Origin of the sequence: Nocardia sp. NPDC051463, from assembly GCF_040681975.1 — a bacterium.
Taxonomy (GTDB): domain Bacteria; phylum Actinomycetota; class Actinomycetes; order Mycobacteriales; family Mycobacteriaceae; genus Nocardia.
This window is the reverse complement of the sequence record NZ_JBFBAB010000002.1, coordinates 16,065-32,615: the sequence shown is the minus strand read 5'-3', so window position 1 is coordinate 32,615 and position 16,551 is coordinate 16,065. Positions and strand designations below refer to the sequence as shown.

Sequence of the window (16,551 nt, the reverse complement as noted above, 5' to 3'; positions counted from 1 at the left end):
AGTGACCGCCTCTTCGACGTCCCGATCGGAGGATCCATGTCGTGGCCGGTTGACATGGTCAACATCAGCTCACTCAACTCGAAGAAAGGTTGATTCATGATTCGTTAATCACTAATGTCAATACATGGTTCTGGCTGGCTGTCCGCCCGATCGACTGATGTCGGCGGCCATGTTCGGCAACCGCTATCGGCTCGAGTTGCTGGTGGCGCTCGCCGAGAGTGGCGAGCAGGGAGTGAATCTGTCCGAGCTCGCCGAAGCGAGGACTGTAGCCCCCAGCGTGTACTACGGTCCGATCCGTGATTTGCTGGACGCTGGCTTGGTCGAGCGGTTGGGCCGCACTGCGGGTGATCGTCGGCGTTGGTATCGACGCTGCGAATACAGGTTCTGGGATGTTGTATTGACCCTGGCACAGGAGTTGGCGGAAGTTGAGGTGGAGGCGTCGTGAGTCGTGCTGGCGTGGCCGAGGCAGCCCGAGCTGTCGCTACGTCGCAGCAGATACCCGACTTGCTGGAGCAAGGCTCGACTGCCGTCGTCCGGATGTTGGATGTGACCGCGGGTGTTGCCTACCTACCAAACGTCGATGAGGTCGCACGGCGCGCAGCTCTTGGCTTGGGGGCGGTTACTCAGATGGATCTGTTGGATGCCCTGATGGGCTTGCCTGCCGGGCTGCCAGTACCCGTTGGCGATCTCACCGATCGTGAACGCCGGATTATCCGGCGTGCCCCCGCCGGTGTCGTAGACGTCAGCGCCGGGCAGTGCACTCGCCGCGTTGTCGCGCCGGTGTCAGCACAATTCGTGGTGGTAGCAAGTCGGTCGTGGAAGGAAGGACTGCGCTCGGCGGGCCAGTTCGCGCCGTTTTGCAGCCGCGCGATGTTGCTGCGATCGGTACCGGAAGATCTCGATGACGCACGGGTGCAGGCGTCGTTTTTCGGGATCGGGATCTGTGTGTTCACCAGCGTTGGGTTGCGGATGCTCGTCGATCCGCAACCGTATGTGCGGCAGCGACATTCGTGTGGTCAGTGGTGGTTCGCCGAGAAGCTGTATGAGCAGGTCAACGCGTCCGAATTTGCTGGTTAGCTCCGGCCCTCGCCCACCACTGCGGCAACTCTGCCCACGCCTGCAGAGTCTTCGACGCCTGGAATGCATCGGGCTGGTTAATTCGAACGTTGACGGTCTCGGCGTAGGCGACTGCGGCTCGTGACCGGTTCTTCCACCAGGTGGCTCTGTTGGCCAGGGTAGGTTGCTTGTGCAAGTCGTTCGCCCATGAGGCCCATGCATTGATGCTATGGCGATGCGCATCGAAACGGTCGTCCCGGCTGAGGAATCTATCTATGGGCTGCCCCTGGCAGGACAAACAATGGCACACCGGTGCAGGGGTGTTGGCAAATCTTTGGGCGAGTGTCGATCCCTTGTGGAAGGACATCAGCGGTTCGAATAGTACGCTCGGCGAGGGATCCTTCTGCTGCGCAAACGGTGTTTCTCCGAACGGGATCATGTGGCGCATGCTCCCGCCGGTACCGATTGAGGTCGCATACGCACCGTGGCTCATGACATCGAATCCAGTGAGGTCTGTCCGTAGCACGGCGACGTTATCAGCCTCGGCGACCAAACGACGCAGATTTTGGACGGCCGCCTTGTATCGTTCCATCGGATCGAACTGGCCACCCAGGAACACCGCCTTGGGCCGGTCGAGCGTGGCCAACACCGCAATTACGTGGTTGATGTGGTCGTCCTTCAGCCAGGCGATATCCAAAGGCACGCTGATAACAACGTCGTCGCGCTCTATTGACGCCGCCGTTCGGACCACTGCTCTGAGTGCATCGCTGTCACCAACGCTGAGATAGCCGGTGGGCGTCAGAGCCAAGTCTGCTCCACAGTCCCGCTGCGCCTGGAGATGTTGATCGAGCGTCAGCGGGAACAATGGCTGCGACTCTTCGTCGTCCTCAAGCACAAACGGCTCGTCTTCGGTTGCCAAGGCTGTGCGATAGCCCTCCGGGTCTCGTAGCAACAGCAACTCAGGTTGTCTGCGCCGAAGGTCCTTGATGCCCGCAGCCGCGGTCTTCCCAGCCAGCACCAGCCCCGCAATACTCGATGGCAGCGGGGTGATCTCACGGGCGGTGAGGGCGCTGGTATGCAGCAGGATCTGATCCTGGAGCACTGAAATTGGCTTGGGCAAGGCCTTCGGTCCCGGCCGGCGCGCAATATCCGGCAGCATGGCGACAAGCTCTTCAGAGCGATGATTCGGTTCTTCCGGCCAGGTCATCGAACAACCTCCCCCACTCGCGTGGCTGTCGGTGTGGAACAACGATTATCCCAAGGTGCCCCGACACTTCCCTGCCCAGTTGCGTACTGGGTTAGGAACTCATCTGGGGTCAGGTATGCCGAACGGGCCAACTCGGCGATCTCGGTCCCCTGATCAAGATGCCATGCAATTATCGACTTGACTGCGGTCGGCAGGTCCTCCTTGAGAGGACCCGGTTCGCTGGTGCGATATCCGAGACTGGACATCTCCACTGCCAGTGTTCTGTACTGCCAGTCACTGATCACACCGAGAGTGTGCCCACGCCGCAGAAGTGCCCACATCGAAACCTTCCAGCGCAGCTTCAACTCCAGCAACCGCTGCACCGAAAGCGGTTGAGCCCGAAGATCACTACGGATGTCCCGTGTCGGCATGAGCAGTTCAGAAGCAAAGGCGTTGGCCTGCGGCTCCTGGTCGGCGTGCGGAACCCGATGCATCACCATGTGTCCCAGTTCGTGAGCGAGGGTAAATCTCTGCCGTTCTGCGGGGGTTCCCGAATTCAGCAGCACCAGCGGATCCTCGTCGCCGGGCATACAGCTAACAGCATCCACCGGTACCGATTCCGTACCCGAATCCAGGGGCACCGGAGCGACGAGTTCACGGCAGACCACCAACGCCCCAGCGCTCTCCAGCAACTTAACGACCGACCCCAGAGGACCGGGCGGGACGCCAAATTCCGTGCGTATGGCTCGCGCGGCATCGGCCGGGGTGGTCAGATCGTCGACCTCGATGTGAGGAATTCCGGCCCGATAGGGCTGAGGCACACCGGCGGATAGACCTCTCAGTTGGATCCTGGTGAGGTTGAGCAGCGCGTGAATCCGCTTCAGGTCACCCGCAGCCGCTGCTTGCTTCTTGCGGTGATGCACCAGTCCGGCGCCCGCTCCGACCTGCTGCTCGGTGAGACACAACAGTGTCACCGGATACCCCAGTGCATGCGCGTATAGCTCAAGCCGATCACCCGTAACGGCCAATCGCCCACCTTCAGCGCGACTCACGTACCCCTGGCTGATCCGGCTCGTCGAGCCGTCCAGCTTCTGCATCACCTCGGCCAACTGCCCTTGCGTCAGCGACCGAGACTCCCTCACGAGTACCAGCATCGGCGGATGCGCAACAGCGTCCATCTCGCCTCCTTCCATGCCTCAAAAATCTACCACAAAATATTCCGCATTGGATGCGTGGCGACACCGCTTCTCTAGTTGATTCGAGGTTGGCGGCGGGATCCCGCCGACCGAGGAGTCTCACTGGGGTACCGAGCATGCAGGTCACTTCATCCGAGCGACCTCGTACCACCCACTCGACGCCGACAGATCAACTCGGCGACGAGTCGACCCTTCGGCCGTGGGACCTGCGCGACGTGATTTGCCTACCCCTCGGCTGAGATCGCCCAGCCAGCGGCGTGTCGCTCGTCGAGCAGCGAGGCGGACACCACGACAGAGCGTCCAGCACGCCGAGCGTATTGAGATGACTTACTCCGCAGCCTTACTCAGTCATTTTTTCCAGCCAACCAGCTGTGTTGCTGTCTTAATCTGGCTTCGTGCCCGACACCGAGTCCAGCGACTACATAACCCATCCGGACCCACGCATCTGCGACCTGTCCTACAGCCGCGGCCGAATGCGCCAGCTGGTCGACTTGAACAAGGGATCGTTCATCAGCACGGGGTTGGGTCCTTTGAGCCACTACAGCAGCCCCGTCGATGACGAGGATTGGCCCAGGGACAGGATCGAGATCTACATCAAGGAGAAGACTCGCGGACCCGACTATGTCTGCGACATTATTTACCGCAGCGAGGAGTTGCCCGTCACGGTGTATGCCGTGTTGCTCAATCGCGGTCGCGGACTGGAGATTACCGAGCTTGAGCTGTTCCGCGAAAGCTGGGGTTGCGAGGATGAAGACGGAAACTACCTGGATCCCGACGAGCAACGTCGGCCTGTCAACGATCCTGCTGTCCTGATCAGCAGTGACGTTCTGCGCCGAATCCCACTCGGCGATATTCTCACGCGCGTCGAGCAGGAGCTCTCGGACGAATCGTGGCGTACGGAGGGAATTCCGGTGCTAATGGGGTCGGCGCTGAACGCCGAGGACCTCACCGCTGATCAGCGTCGGGCGTTGGAAAATCTGACCACGATCAGCACACGCCGTCGTGGACGTCCGGAACTCGACGACGAGCTACTCATCGAGATAGCAGAGGAATACATCGCCGAGGCTCCTCAAGGGCGTGGAGCCATCCGACGCCTGGCGCAAACGTTCGACCGTCCAGAACCGACCATTCGCGATTGGATCGCCGCAGCCAGACGCCGAGGCTTCCTCGCTCCGGCAGAGCCGGGTCGACGCGGAGTCGCGGCACCAGGCCCGAATCTCCCTGCAGGTAGCGCGGGTGGGCCGGATTTCAGCAGGGACAGACGACGCACCATCGTACGAATGATCGAGGGTGACGAACTGCTCTCTCGTGATCTGTCCGAAGATTCCCAATTGCTATACATCGTCGGCGCCCTCATATGTAACGCGGCCGGGATAGCGAAAACCGACGACCTCGCAGCGGCAATGCGGAACCCTGAGATCCTTTCCACCGCAGTGGACATCCTGGGCAAAGCCCGACGTCGTCATGCTGTCCGGAATCATCAATGACCACACCATCTACACCCCGATCTCACCATCTCGGCTCCCTGTCACCAGAAAGAGGATGCGCAACTGTGGACCCCAACGCACTCGCTATCACGGTCAGCGTCACCGCGGCCGGCGTAACCGTGTCTGTAGCAGCCGCAGTTGCCAAGGTCGTCGTCACAAGGAACAAGATCAGGCTTCTTCGCGAAGCCATCAAGGATGTGCCGGGTGCGGAGCGCCCGGCAGTACTTCACGCTCTTTCTGAGATTCTTTGAGCAGGAGCCGTATTCGCTCCTGAGTCCCAACCTCTCAGGAGCACCCGAACTACAGATCTGACCACATAGGATCGTCAGTTCCGGCGGCGTCCTCGCGAAGGGTCGGCGATTTCGATCCGGCGGAGCTGGGCCGCGATCGCCCCTTGTTCGCCGGTCCGGGTCTCGCTCGGTTGGTGGATCCACGAGCCCGGCCCCCACCGCAGCACTTTGCCGTACAAGGTCAACACGAGCCCCTCCTCGAAATCGGCCGCCGGTACACGGATATCGCGGACCAGCGGATCGAGATCGAATCCGCCGTCGAAACGGCCCTTGCCAGGCACGTACCGAGGAAGGGCTGTCACCGCTGAACTTGCCAAGACCCAGCAGGCGATCGACCGCTATCTGAACGCCTTCGAAAATGGCACCCTCGACCCCGAACTCCTCGCCGGACGGCTCGGCGAATTGCGCACCAAGACAACCCAGCTCGCGACCCGACGTGACCAACTCACCGCTACCCTGGCCAACGAACCCACAGCCCCGGAACCGGCCACGCTCGACGGCATCGCCGACCATATCGCCGACATCATCACCACCGGCACCCGAACCCAAGCCAAGGCGCTCATAGGATCTTGATCGTGAACTCTTGCCAGGGCACAACTTCGAATTATTGCTGACCAGAGAACATCCTGACCTGCAACCGCCGAATTTGATCACTAGCTCCCGCTCCCGGCAACCAGACCGTCAAGCCAGTCTATTCGTCGACGTTCACGCCATAGGCGCACGCCAAAGCGGCGAGATCGGTCGGGTACCCCTGACCGATGGCGCGCAGCCGCCAGATATCGCCGCGCAGATATATCTCGGCAAGGACCAGCGTGCGTTCCTCCGTAGCGGCATCCAAGGTCGCCCGTGCGACTATGCCGGCATCGACACCGGGCGCGACCTCTAATTCGAGGGCACCGACCTCACCGAAGGTGGCACCAGCGCCATCCAGAGCCGCGGCCAGCACGATACGGCGACAGTGCCTGGGCAACTGGTCCAACCGGACGGCGACGGACTGTTCATTTGGCCCGTCTACGGTCAACCGCGCACCGCTGGACTCGGGCTGGTTGTAGAAAATGAAGTCGCCGTCATCCTCGACGTGTTCGTCACTGTCAACGAGGAATGCGACCAGATCTACTGCCCAACTTGCGTTCTGCACCCAAGACGCGCGGATCATCCAGCTCTCACCGTGCTCGACAACCGGCAGGTCGATCACCTGGCCACGAGCGAGCGACACCGGCTGGATTTCCGGGGATTCCGCCGCCGGCGCAGACGCGGGCGGCGCCTGCGTCACCAGCAGCCCGACATCATGGATCGGTATCCCCATGGTGGCTGCCTTCTCACATCGGCGGTCGGCTTCTCCACCCGGTAACGCGAGCACGTCGGTCACGCTGGCGGACATGTTCACCGCCGCCAACCCTCCGAGTTCAACGATGCGTCCTCGCGCGGTGGCAGCCTGATCGTGCGTCCCGCCCACGACCAGTACTCGTCGTCCGGCCAGTGGACCGGTGTGCGTGACCGGCCGACGCGCTGTTCGCACCTGCGACGGCGCGACCGAGACCTGCTCACCTTTGCGCCGACCTGGTACCACGTTTTCGAGAAGCAGCAAGAACCTTCCCTCGGCGACAGTGGGGGTGCCTGCCTCAACTGCCTTGCGCGCCTTACGGGTTACCGCATTGGGTGTGTTGGCGACAAGCACGCTGGTGCGAGCGGATACCGCGCTGGTGACTTCGAGTCCGGCCTCCTCAGCACGCGCGACCAGTGTTTCCCGATCGGTCAAGGTGTCACCGGTGAACGCGACCTTCATACCCTGCACCAGAACACCGCCGGTCTCGAGCCGACCCGGATACACGTACGGACATGGCGGCTTTGGACCGGTGCGCTCGGTCGGCAACCCCCACGCACTCTGATAGTTCTCCTTCGGAGGACAACGCAACAGAGGCGGCGCGACGCCGAGCCGAGCTGCATCCGCGACCAGCGCCCGCAGTACACCGACCAGAACTCTGGTGTCGTCCAGCGCGTCATGGGCTCGCGCTCGCGGCACACCGTAATAGGTAGCGAGTGTGTCGAGTTTGCAGTCCGGCGTGGGCGGCGCGACCCGTCGCGCAAGAGCGAGAGTGCAAAGCCGACGCCCCACCGGAAGATCGGCGCCGGTCCGGCCGAACTCGGTGGCGAGGAATCCGTAGTCGAACTGCGCGTTGTGCGCGACCATCACCCGTCCGGCCAACAGCGACGATAGCGCCTCGTGTACCTGCTCGAATCGTGGAGAGCCGCACAGTATCTCGGCGGTCAGCCCATGAATATGCACTGGCCCCGGGTCGCACCCCGGGTCGAGTAAGGTGTGGAACTCGGTGGCCACACGGCCATCTGCGTCCAGCGCGAGCGCTGCCACCGACAACACCCGATGCTCGGCCGCCCGCAGCCCGGATGTCTCCACATCGACAACGGTGTAGGCGCCAAAACCCGCCGCGAGCGGTTCTGAGTATACAGTCGAATTACCTTGCACAGCCTGATGATCGGCGTACAAGCAGCGAACGTTGCACTAACACTTGCAGCGTTGGATGACACGCTAGCGGACACGCCGAGGCCCGTCCGGACTCGTCAATCTCTCGGGCCTTCCACTCCCACGGCCGACAAGATTAGCCACGTGTCACCGCCGCGGGCGCGATACCGGCGGCCCGGCCGACCGACCCCGCTGAGATCACCCGGCTCAAGGATTCAATGAGCGTCCGTCCATCGAGGTAGGACGCAGGGATGGTGCTCAGCCACCTCACCCGCCCAGCCGGGGGTCAACCTGCTAAGTTGGGCGCTCGCAGACCTTGCCGCGGCATGGGCAAACTGAGCGAACACACAGCGCATGGCCGAGCAGCGCCATCGCCCGACCGGTGGTGGCGCAGTGGAGATCCGCCAGAAGGATCGACCTGGGCGGGACGACGTTAAGTGGAGACCACAGGCGAAGTGATCAATCTCGGCGATAACTTCGAGGTCCAGTTCCGGCAGGTCGTGGAGGGCCCGCAGCGACGGCCGCCGGGAGTTACTAGCTACCAAGGCGTGGCGGATAGCGGGAGCGAACCGTCACGCTGAACTACACCTTCTCGTCACGAAATGGTCGTGGACCAGCCAAGGAACTCTTCCTGCCACCTTGCCATTGTTGCGGCGGTGGGTATCTCGATTCGTTCATAGGAGCACGACGCCCGGCGGGGGCTGGCCCTACGAGGGCAAGCCGTGGAGCGGACCGGCGAAGGCAGTCGGTGAGTCAACCCGGGGGCCGCTGCCCTGGGTGGATCGGAGTGTGCATCCCGTCCGATCTGTCACGTGTGGTCGATATTCTCCGTTACTTAGTTGAGCCGCAATGGTGTTGGAGGGTGCGATGATAGAACAGCGCGATGTAGGCAACGCCAAGGAGGGCATCGGCAGGACCGTCGACGGTATCGGCAAGGCGGCGCGAACCGCTTCATCGCAGTTCGCCGGGCAGGTCGGCAACGTCAAGGACGCTGCCAGAGGCAGGGTCGAGAAGCTGACTGCGAAAGGGCCGGACCCCTACGAAGTGGCCGTAGCGGATTACAACGGCGTCTTCACGGCGATGGCCGACAGGGGCCTGTCTCTGTTGCGTCAGCGCGAACGTTCGACGGACCTGATCGAGCTGGTCGAGCAGTTGGTGAACAGCATCGCCAACACCCCGAAATCATTCGATACCGACTTCGACGAGATCGAGGTACATCGGCAACGGTTCTCGAGCGCGGAGGATTTCGCTCAGAAAGAGCTGGAAGCGGCGCGGTTGTCGGCTGCCGGCGCCGGCGCCGGGTTCGCGGCGGGCACCGCGGTAGCGGGCCTGGCACCGTCGGCGGCGATGTGGGTCGCCACCACCTTCGGGACAGCGTCGACCGGCACCGCGATCTCGACCCTTTCCGGGGCGGCAGCCAGCCAGGCAGCACTGGCGTGGCTCGGTGGCGGCGCGCTGGCCGCCGGTGGCGGCGGCACTGCGGCAGGCACCACACTGCTCGCGCTTGCCGGCCCGATCGGCTGGACAATCGCGGGCGCAACCCTACTCGCGTCGATCGCCCTGTTCGCGAAGAAGAAGTTCGAGAATCGAGAGGCGAAGCACGAAGCGCTGACTGCGATAAAGCACAACACCACCCTCGTCAAAGGCATGGATGCTCAGATCGACGACCTCCTCCAGCGGACGACCTCGCTCCGCGAAGGGCTGGTAAAGAGTTACGGCGAAGCCTTGGTGCACTTCCGCGCCGATTTCCACGCGCTCGCCCCTGCCGAGCGGTCGACACTCGCTACGTTGGTGAACAACACGAAGTCGTGCGCGACCATGCTGAGCATGCGCATCGAACAGGATGCCGAGAATGAGTGACGCTGCCGAGTTCGTCACGAGCGCCCAGGAGCAGGCAGTTGCTTCCTGGGTGAGCTATCTCAACCAGCTCCGCATAGACAACCTTCTGAGCGCGCTCAGCCAGCAGGACGAGCACCTTCGGGACGCGCTCACCAGTGTCGATGAAGCCGTCAGGAAGATCGATCTCGAGGTTGTCGCCGCCAACCGCGGCGGACAGCATGGCATGCACGGCTTCATCGCCGAGATCGCCGAGGTCGGGATCGGTAACGCCCGAAAGCAGATCCTCGGCCACGAGGCCGTCTACCAGTGGGTCAACGACAACGGACCTGTCGACCTGATGCGCGGAAGTGTCGAGATCCAGCAGAAGTTCGTCGCAGCGGGTGGCCGCTTCTCACTGGGCGCGATCGCCGAGCACCTCCAGAAGTATCCCGAATACGTGCGCAACGGTGGGAAATACCAGATCCCCCGTGACCATTTCGAGGTGATCCAGCGCCTACATGCCTTGTCGCCTGAGGAAGCGAGCAAGCTACTGTCACGCAGCGGCGACGGACCTTCGCTCAGAGACTGGCAGCGGGTCCAGGCGTTCTTCCAGAACAGATCGGTCGGCTTCGAATCGCTTGAACCCTCGACGCTCGAGTACAACGAAGTGCAGCGCGATGTCTACGCCTCGACCATGGCGGCTGAAAAGGACTTGCTCCGCGCCACGAACCGGTCCCTGCGCGACGATGCCTACCAGCGCAGCCGGCCGACGCTGCGCGAAGGAAGCACGGCCGCACTCACCGCCGTCGCGACCGCGGGCGGGACTGCGTTCGTACTGGCCGTGGCCGCCAAACGTCGGGAAGGCAAGCGGCTCAACGAGTTCAGCGGGCGCGACTGGATCGACCTCGCAAGCGAGACCGGCTCAGGTTTCGGCAAGGGCGGCGTCCGAGGACTGAGCATCTACGCGCTCACGAATTTCACCGCGACCTCCGCAGCCGTCGCCAGCTCGATCGTCACCACAGCCTTCAGCATCGCAGAACAAGCGAACAAGCTGCGCCGGGGCCAGATCGACGAACTCGAGTTCATCGAGAACTCCGAGCTCATCGCCTTGGAGGCCGCAATACGCGCGCTGGCCTCTTTCGTCGGCCAGGCGACCATCCCCATCCCGGTCCTCGGCGCCGTCATCGGCACCACGGTCGGCACTGTGATGTACAAGGTCGTCGCATCGTCATTGACGAAGCAAGAGGCGGCGCTGATCGAGCGCTACCTCGACGAGCAGCGCACACTCGACGAACAACTCGCCGCGGAATACCAGGCCACACTGGAAAAGCTGGACCAGAGCATGTCGAACTATCTCGGGCTGCTCGAACGAGCCTTCTCGCCCGACGTGCAGGTCGCGCTCATCGGATCGGTCGAGCTAGCGGCGGAACTCGGCGTGACATCGGACGAGATCCTGGATTCCGATGAGAAAGTCGACGCCTACTTCCTCGACTAGCGAGAACGAGGCCACAACCGACGCGGCAACCTACCCCTTCAACTTGCGCTGCGGGGCGGCGTGCACAACGGGGAGACAGGGGCGCAGCAGTTCGACCAGGGCGCTGCCATTGGCCGGGCGCACATCGTTGGGATGGGTGAGTCTGCATGCGTAAGTCGGATTGGCACCACCCAGGTCGACTGCCGTGTCCAGCGCGATCAACCGTGGCACGACCACCGTCCCTCGACGACAATCGACAGCTCCATCGCAGCCACGCGGCATCCAAGACGGTTGGGCAGGACGATTGCTATCGAATCCGCCGGTCCGGCCTCGGTGGACACAGCTGCACACGCGACCACATCGATTTCGGCAAACAGGATCTAGGACCAAAACGGGGGGTAAACGCGGGGCCAGACACAAAAACAGGTCAAGCCCGGTCTTAGACCGGGCCTGACCTGCTATTTCTGTGGAGCTAAGGGGACTCGAACCCCTGACCCCCACACTGCCAGTGTGGTGCGCTACCAGCTGCGCCATAGCCCCTGATTGTCGCTGTCGGGTTTCCCTGACTGCCTGAACGAAGTTACACCACCGGCGCGTCAGCAACCAAATCGCCTTGATTCGGGGGGTGACGGAGAGATTGAAGGGTCGTAGAATCGAACACATGTTCGATAGCGATGATCTCTCGGCGGTGGACTTCAGTGCCATTAGTGACCAGGGGCTTATCGACGCCCTTCGGACGGCGCACGGGGCGGCCGCGGCCGCGCAGGCGGCGGAGGTATTCGCCGTGCGGGAGCTCTATCGGCGGCGGCGTGCGGACTGTGCGGATCCGGGGCCGGGTGGGGCACGGGGCGGAGAATTCGCGGCGACGGAGGCGGCGATGGCGCTGCAGGTCGACGAAGCGACCACGGCGGCGCTCATCGATATCGGCATGGCATTGGAGGATGCGTTGCCACACACGCGAGCGGCGTTCGCGGCGGGGCGGATCGACCTGGCGAAGGTGCGGGTGATTGTCGACAACACGCGTGCGGTGACGCGGGAGGTGCTGGCGGATTTGGAGCCGCGACTACTGGAGGCGGCGGGGCGGACCAATCCGCTACGGCTGCGGCAAGTGGCGCGACGATGGGCGGCTCGGCTCGATCCCGGAGGCACGCGGCGGCGGCGCGAGCGGCGCCAGGAAGAACGCGATGTCCGGCTGCGCGCGGTCCAGGACAGCATGGCGGTTTTCGATGGGCTGCTGCCCGCTCCCGGGGCCCAAACGGTGGCGATGCGGCTGCGGGAAATGAGCATGCAGGTGTGTGCGACGGATCCACGGACGATGCCGCAGCGGCGTGCAGACGCGCTGGTCGCGCTGGCCGATGGGTCCGGGCGGTTGCGGTGTCAGTGCGGGCGCGGCGCGCGCTGCCCCAAGGACGGCGTGCCGATCGGGCAGCCGCGCCGCGCGCTCATTCAGATAGGCATCCCCGCCGATACCCTGCTCGGGATTCAGGAGTCGCCCGCATTCCTGGCCGGCTACGGGCCCATCGATGCGACGCTGGCGCGAATACTGGCCGAAAATGCGCACTTTCAAGTGATTGCGGAACCGTCGGACATCGATGACCCGGCTACCACCGAGGAGGCGGCGCAGTGGCGACCGACGCCGCGGCTGGAACGTGAAGTCCGTGCAGTGGACGGACTGTGCCGCTTCCCCGGCTGCGCGATGCCTGCCGCCGAATCCGAACTCGACCACAACCGCCCCTTCGACCGCGAGCGACCAGCCCGCGGCGGACCGACGGCCCGCACCAATCTCGCCGCGCTCTGCGGTCGACACCATCGCCTGAAGACGTTGGCGGACAAGAAGAAGCTCCCCTGGGCGATCTGGCGCGCGGACTTGGAGCGCCTGCAGTGGACCGCACCGACGGGCGATATCCACACGACTGCCCGCGAGGGCGCCCGATATCTCTTCCCACGCACCGACACCGGCGCACCTGCCGCCCTCGGCCCTCACCGATCAGAGCAGGTGATGGACTCGCCCCTAGCCCTCCCCGACCGCCCGACCGCCGAAGACATGGCGTACCCCTTGAACGGCTACGTCGTCGTCCACGGACAGCTTCGGCGGATCCCACCCGAAGACGACATTCCCGACGACAGACCCGAACCAGCCCGAAATTGCCCGCAATAATCCTTCGGGGTCAGCGCTCGCGCCATGAACCAATCGGCACCCATTCCGCACGATTCGCTGTGCAGACCTCTGATATCGAACTGGTAACCGAGGACCCGGCGACAACAACCAAAACAAGCAGTTGTTTCGAGAACAGTGATGCAAATCACGGCCGGTCGCTACATTGTTTCCACCCGGCTACTCGTCCTGAACCGCGGATGGTTCAGTCTCCTGCGAGATGCCGTGGCCAGAAAGGCATCTCGATCATGAGTTCGATCACGACTACGCCTCCGCCGACCCTGATCACCGGGTTGTGGCAGCGCAAACTATCGCACTATCCCGATACGCCCGCCCGTTCCTGGTACCTGGCCGTAGTGGTCATCGCCTCGATCGCACTGTATTACCAATTGTTCGTCACCGGCGCGGTGGGCAATGAGCTCATCGCGTACTTCGATCTCTCTTTCGCGTACTTCGTGTGGATCTTCATTATCGGCGCCGCATTCGGCGCGGTCGCTTCGGTGCTCGCGGGTGTGCTCGATCGGTGGGGGCGGGCGAATATCGTCGCCTACGGCGTGGTGATCTGCTCGCTGCTGACGCTGTTCGCGGTACCCGCGACGACTACGAAAGAGGCATACCTCGTCGTCTACATCCTGGTGAGCATCGTCGAGGGCGCTGTCCTCGTGGCGACACCGGCGCTGATCCGCGACTTCTCGCCGCAGCTCGACCGCGCATCCGCGATGGGTTTCTGGACACTCGGACCCGTCATCGGCGCCCTGGTCACCACCCAGATCTCCACCCGTACGCTGGACGCGCATCCCGACTGGCAGTACCACTACCGACTCTGTGGCGCGATCAGCCTCGTCATCGCCGTGATCGCAGTGATCGGATTGCGCGAGCTGAGTCCACAACTACGCGACCAGATCATGGTGTCGCTGCGCGACCGAGCACTGATCGAAGCACGCGCCCGCGGTATCGATGTCAGCAAGCTGGAGCAGGGGCAGTGGCGGCAGATGCTGCGCCTCAACATCGTGGGATCGGCCCTCGGGATCAGCCTGTTCCTGGCCTTCTTCTACACGATCGTGTCGTTCCTACCGGTCTACATGGCCACGAACTTCGGCTTCAGTCCGGCCAAGGCCAACGCGCTCGGCAACTGGTACTGGACCGCCAACGCGATCGCGCTGGTGCTCGCCGGTATCGCGTCGGACAAACTCAAGGTGCGTAAACCGTTCATGGTCGTCGGCGCGCTGATCAGTATCGTCGGCATGTTCGTTTTCATCGGCTACACCGACAAACCCGACACCGGCTACTACGCGTTCGCCACGGTTTTCGTGGTCATCGCGGTCGGCACGGGCATCGCCTACTCCACCTGGATGGCCAGCTTCACCGAGACGGTCGAGGACAGGAACCCGGCCGCCACCGCCGTCGGGCTCGCGGTGTGGGGCGGCACCCTGCGCAGCGTCGTCACCGTCGTCCTGTTCGGTTTGCTCATCGCGGTGAACGCGGCGGGCCCGCTGGTCAATTACGGCCCCAAGCTCCAGCAAATCCAGCACCGATTCGGTCAGGAGCTGGCGACCATCCAGCAGGTCGGACCGGAAACCCTTGCGGCGCTGCAAGCCAACCCCAACGACCAGGCCGCACAGCTCACGGCAATGACGAAGCTCACCGGCGCCACCGCGGCCGAGATTCAGGCGGCCTTCGGGCTGAGCATGAAATACCCGCAGGAAATCGCGACCGTGCAAGCGGTCGATCCCGCCACGTTGGCGGCGCTCGCGACCAACCCCACCGATGCGAATGCAGGGCTCGCCGCGGTCGGTCAGGTGGCCAGGAAGTTCGGTATCCCGCCGGACCAGGCGATTGCCCGCCTCACCGCCGTCCAGCAGATTCCACCCGGCGAACTCGCCGTGGCCGCGAAGGTCGGCCCGCAACTCGAGCAGGCGAGCGCGAAGCTGAAAGCGGTCGGCACCATTCCCGTAGAAGACCAGGCTTACCTGGCCGAGCACGCCACCGAAGTGCAGCAGGCGCAAGCCGATTCGCCCTCGCAGTGGAAGCGCTGGTGGTGGATCTGTCTGATCGCACAGGTCGCGTTCCTGCCGTTCGTCTTCCTGATGGCCGGACACTGGAGCCCGAAGAAGGCCGCGGCGGAGGCCGAGGAGCACGACAAACTCGTCGAGCGCGAGCTCGCGACGCTGTCGACGATGTGACGCAGCCGGTTCGGGCGGCGCGCTCGCGGCGCCCGAACCGGACGTATCGATGTTCCGGCCCTCAGCGACCGTGGAGGTAGCTGTCGGCCAAACGCGCTGGGGCGCAAGCCAACCAGCCGTCTTGCAGGAGTTCGCGCAGCCGCTCGCCGGTGATGCGATTCAGTTCGACAAGGACCGCGGCATAACCGTCGAAATGCGGGATGGTGAACACGCCGGGGCGGTCCTCGGCAAGAACAGCTTCCTTGTCGTTGAGATCGGCCAGCCGCACCGCGAGGATCGGCGCCTCGGGCCGCTCGGTGTCGCCGAATCGCTTGATATCAGCCTTGCTGAACGGTCGTTCCCACGCGAACGCCTTGCCCGCGACCGACCATGTTCGACTGTCGAATCGCAGGCCCTCGGTGACCTCGGGGAGCTGAAGAGCGATCTCAGCGGCATCGTCCAGGGTTGCCACTTCTACGACGCTAGCCGATTCTCTCGATCAGCGGGCGATGTCGAGGACCCACTCCTCATTGTTGACGTCCAGCTTGGTCTTGCCGTCGAAAACCGAAGGGGTTGACGCGCGTCCGTCGAGCAGTTCGTTGAGCGCGCCGAGCGCGACCCTGGCGTGTGTTCGCGCAGCATCGACTTTCGCGCCGGAAGCGATGCATTGCGCCACCTGATCGGATGCGCCCGCCTCCCGCGCCACCGCGGCCAACTCCTCATTGCTGAGGTCCGCGCCGCCCTCGTCGGGCTGACTGGTGGTGAACAACAGCGCGTGGAACTTCGAGTAGACCGGACCGGAACCGGCCTCGGCGACACACTCGTTCGCGGCGATCGCGCGGGTCGAGTAGTCCTTGCTGCGCGACTTGGATTCGAGGAAATTGACCAGGTGGTAGCGCACCGCGAGCTGGCCTTCGTCCTGCCGCTGCGCGATTTCCTGACCGTAGACGCGCTCCATCGAACCGCAGCCCGGGCACAGCGGGTCTGCGTAGACGTCGATCGTCTTGCGCGCGTCCGGGCGGCCGACGAGGATCATCCCGTCGGGCTGTAGCGTCGCGACCACCGCCGAGTTGTGCACCGGACCGTACCCGTCATTGCGCACCGCGGGTTCGTCTCGTCCCCACCGCATGACCAGGATCACGATCAACACGATGAGCGCGAGAGCCACGCCGCCGAGGGCGTAGGTGGTCTTACTCGACATCGGCCGCGGGGTGTAGTTCGAACGCGATTCGCTCACCCCGAACA

At 63.6% G+C, this 16,551-nt stretch carries 16 protein-coding genes and 1 tRNA gene; 9 read left to right on the top strand and 8 right to left on the bottom strand.

Annotated elements, in window-relative coordinates; all coding sequences use genetic code 11:
- The first annotated feature begins 124 nt into the window (after positions 1-124).
- Entirely contained in the window at positions 125-445 is a 321-nt protein-coding gene (locus tag AB0M74_RS05720) for a hypothetical protein (RefSeq protein WP_364902072.1), read from the top strand.
- Positions 442-1,077, top strand: coding sequence for a hypothetical protein (locus AB0M74_RS05715; protein ID WP_364902070.1), 636 nt, complete (start codon positions 442-444; stop codon positions 1,075-1,077). The genes AB0M74_RS05720 and AB0M74_RS05715 overlap by 4 nt, the downstream gene beginning before the upstream one ends.
- Here the strand turns inward: AB0M74_RS05715 and AB0M74_RS05710 are convergent.
- Both AB0M74_RS05710 and AB0M74_RS05705 read right to left on the bottom strand, forming a co-directional pair.
- Positions 1,052-2,263 carry a hypothetical protein gene (locus tag AB0M74_RS05710; protein WP_364902069.1) on the bottom strand — a complete coding sequence of 404 codons (1,212 nt, stop codon included), beginning with the start codon at positions 2,261-2,263 and terminating at the stop codon, positions 1,052-1,054. The two genes, AB0M74_RS05715 and AB0M74_RS05710, sit on opposite strands and share 26 nt — an antisense overlap.
- Positions 2,260-3,420 carry an ImmA/IrrE family metallo-endopeptidase gene (locus AB0M74_RS05705; protein ID WP_364902067.1) on the bottom strand — a complete coding sequence of 387 codons (1,161 nt, stop codon included), beginning with the start codon at positions 3,418-3,420 and terminating at the stop codon, positions 2,260-2,262. The genes AB0M74_RS05710 and AB0M74_RS05705 overlap by 4 nt, the downstream gene beginning before the upstream one ends.
- 413 nt (positions 3,421-3,833) lie before the next feature.
- Here AB0M74_RS05705 and AB0M74_RS05700 point away from each other — a divergent pair, with 413 nt between their 5' ends.
- Both AB0M74_RS05700 and AB0M74_RS05695 read left to right on the top strand, forming a co-directional pair.
- On the top strand, positions 3,834-4,925 hold the full coding sequence (locus AB0M74_RS05700; RefSeq protein ID WP_364902065.1) for a hypothetical protein: 1,092 nt from the start codon (positions 3,834-3,836) through the stop codon (positions 4,923-4,925).
- 65 nt (positions 4,926-4,990) lie between these two features.
- Positions 4,991-5,176, top strand: coding sequence for a hypothetical protein (locus tag AB0M74_RS05695; RefSeq protein ID WP_364902064.1), 186 nt, complete (start codon positions 4,991-4,993; stop codon positions 5,174-5,176).
- A 74-nt stretch (positions 5,177-5,250) separates the two neighbouring features.
- On the opposite strand, the gene AB0M74_RS05690 is transcribed toward AB0M74_RS05695, so the two are convergent.
- Positions 5,251-5,496, bottom strand: coding sequence for a hypothetical protein (locus AB0M74_RS05690; RefSeq protein ID WP_364902062.1), 246 nt, complete (start codon positions 5,494-5,496; stop codon positions 5,251-5,253).
- On the opposite strand from AB0M74_RS05690, the gene AB0M74_RS05685 reads away from it, so the two are divergent.
- Complete coding sequence (locus AB0M74_RS05685; protein ID WP_364902060.1) at positions 5,486-5,788, top strand: hypothetical protein; 303 nt, start codon at positions 5,486-5,488, stop codon at positions 5,786-5,788. The genes AB0M74_RS05690 and AB0M74_RS05685 overlap by 11 nt on opposite strands.
- A 118-nt stretch (positions 5,789-5,906) precedes the next feature.
- On the opposite strand, the gene AB0M74_RS05680 is transcribed toward AB0M74_RS05685, so the two are convergent.
- Positions 5,907-7,700 carry a TerD family protein gene (locus tag AB0M74_RS05680; protein WP_364902058.1) on the bottom strand — a complete coding sequence of 598 codons (1,794 nt, stop codon included), beginning with the start codon at positions 7,698-7,700 and terminating at the stop codon, positions 5,907-5,909.
- A gap of 864 nt (positions 7,701-8,564) precedes the next feature.
- Between AB0M74_RS05680 and AB0M74_RS05675 the strand changes: the two genes are divergently transcribed.
- Together AB0M74_RS05675 and AB0M74_RS05670 are read left to right on the top strand one after the other, a co-directional pair.
- Positions 8,565-9,557: a hypothetical protein gene (locus tag AB0M74_RS05675; protein ID WP_364902056.1), complete on the top strand. Its 993-nt coding sequence runs from the start codon at positions 8,565-8,567 to the stop codon at positions 9,555-9,557.
- Positions 9,550-11,010: a hypothetical protein gene (locus AB0M74_RS05670; protein WP_364902054.1), complete on the top strand. Its 1,461-nt coding sequence runs from the start codon at positions 9,550-9,552 to the stop codon at positions 11,008-11,010. Before AB0M74_RS05675 ends, AB0M74_RS05670 begins: the two co-directional genes overlap by 8 nt.
- 30 nt (positions 11,011-11,040) lie before the next feature.
- Here the strand turns inward: AB0M74_RS05670 and AB0M74_RS05665 are convergent, their stop codons facing one another.
- Both AB0M74_RS05665 and AB0M74_RS05660 read right to left on the bottom strand, forming a co-directional pair.
- Positions 11,041-11,220, bottom strand: a complete 180-nt coding sequence (locus AB0M74_RS05665; RefSeq protein ID WP_364902052.1) for a hypothetical protein — start codon at positions 11,218-11,220, stop codon at positions 11,041-11,043.
- Positions 11,221-11,456: 236 nt separating this feature from the next.
- Positions 11,457-11,529, bottom strand: a tRNA-Ala gene (locus tag AB0M74_RS05660).
- A 121-nt stretch (positions 11,530-11,650) separates the two neighbouring features.
- Between AB0M74_RS05660 and AB0M74_RS05655 the strand changes: the two genes are divergently transcribed.
- The gene (locus tag AB0M74_RS05655) at positions 11,651-13,147 is read left to right on the top strand and encodes a DUF222 domain-containing protein (RefSeq protein ID WP_364902050.1); all 1,497 of its coding nucleotides are present in this window, start codon (positions 11,651-11,653) and stop codon (positions 13,145-13,147) included.
- 245 nt (positions 13,148-13,392) lie between these two features.
- Complete coding sequence (locus AB0M74_RS05650) at positions 13,393-15,327, top strand: MFS transporter (RefSeq protein ID WP_364902048.1); 1,935 nt, start codon at positions 13,393-13,395, stop codon at positions 15,325-15,327.
- A gap of 61 nt (positions 15,328-15,388) precedes the next feature.
- On the opposite strand, the gene AB0M74_RS05645 is transcribed toward AB0M74_RS05650, so the two are convergent.
- Both AB0M74_RS05645 and AB0M74_RS05640 read right to left on the bottom strand, forming a co-directional pair.
- Positions 15,389-15,778 (bottom strand): MmcQ/YjbR family DNA-binding protein, encoded by a 390-nt coding sequence (locus AB0M74_RS05645; protein ID WP_364902046.1) that lies wholly within the window; start codon positions 15,776-15,778, stop codon positions 15,389-15,391.
- A 27-nt stretch (positions 15,779-15,805) separates the two neighbouring features.
- A complete protein-coding gene (locus tag AB0M74_RS05640) occupies positions 15,806-16,543 on the bottom strand; it encodes a thioredoxin domain-containing protein (RefSeq protein WP_364902044.1) in 738 nt (245 codons plus the stop codon).
- Positions 16,544-16,551 lie beyond the last annotated feature (8 nt).

What these genes read in the sequence shown, in the direction of transcription:
- AB0M74_RS05720 (WP_364902072.1), top strand. Translation starts at nt 125, where the DNA reads ATGGTTCTGGCTGGCTGTCCGCCCGATCGACTGATGTCGGCGGCCATG.
- AB0M74_RS05710 (WP_364902069.1), bottom strand. Translation starts at nt 2,263, where the DNA reads ATGACCTGGCCGGAAGAACCGAATCATCGCTCTGAAGAGCTTGTCGCC.
- AB0M74_RS05705 (WP_364902067.1), bottom strand. Translation starts at nt 3,420, where the DNA reads ATGGACGCTGTTGCGCATCCGCCGATGCTGGTACTCGTGAGGGAGTCT.
- AB0M74_RS05675 (WP_364902056.1), top strand. Translation starts at nt 8,565, where the DNA reads ATGATAGAACAGCGCGATGTAGGCAACGCCAAGGAGGGCATCGGCAGG.
- AB0M74_RS05670 (WP_364902054.1), top strand. Translation starts at nt 9,550, where the DNA reads ATGAGTGACGCTGCCGAGTTCGTCACGAGCGCCCAGGAGCAGGCAGTT.
- AB0M74_RS05655 (WP_364902050.1), top strand. Translation starts at nt 11,651, where the DNA reads ATGTTCGATAGCGATGATCTCTCGGCGGTGGACTTCAGTGCCATTAGT.
- AB0M74_RS05650 (WP_364902048.1), top strand. Translation starts at nt 13,393, where the DNA reads ATGAGTTCGATCACGACTACGCCTCCGCCGACCCTGATCACCGGGTTG.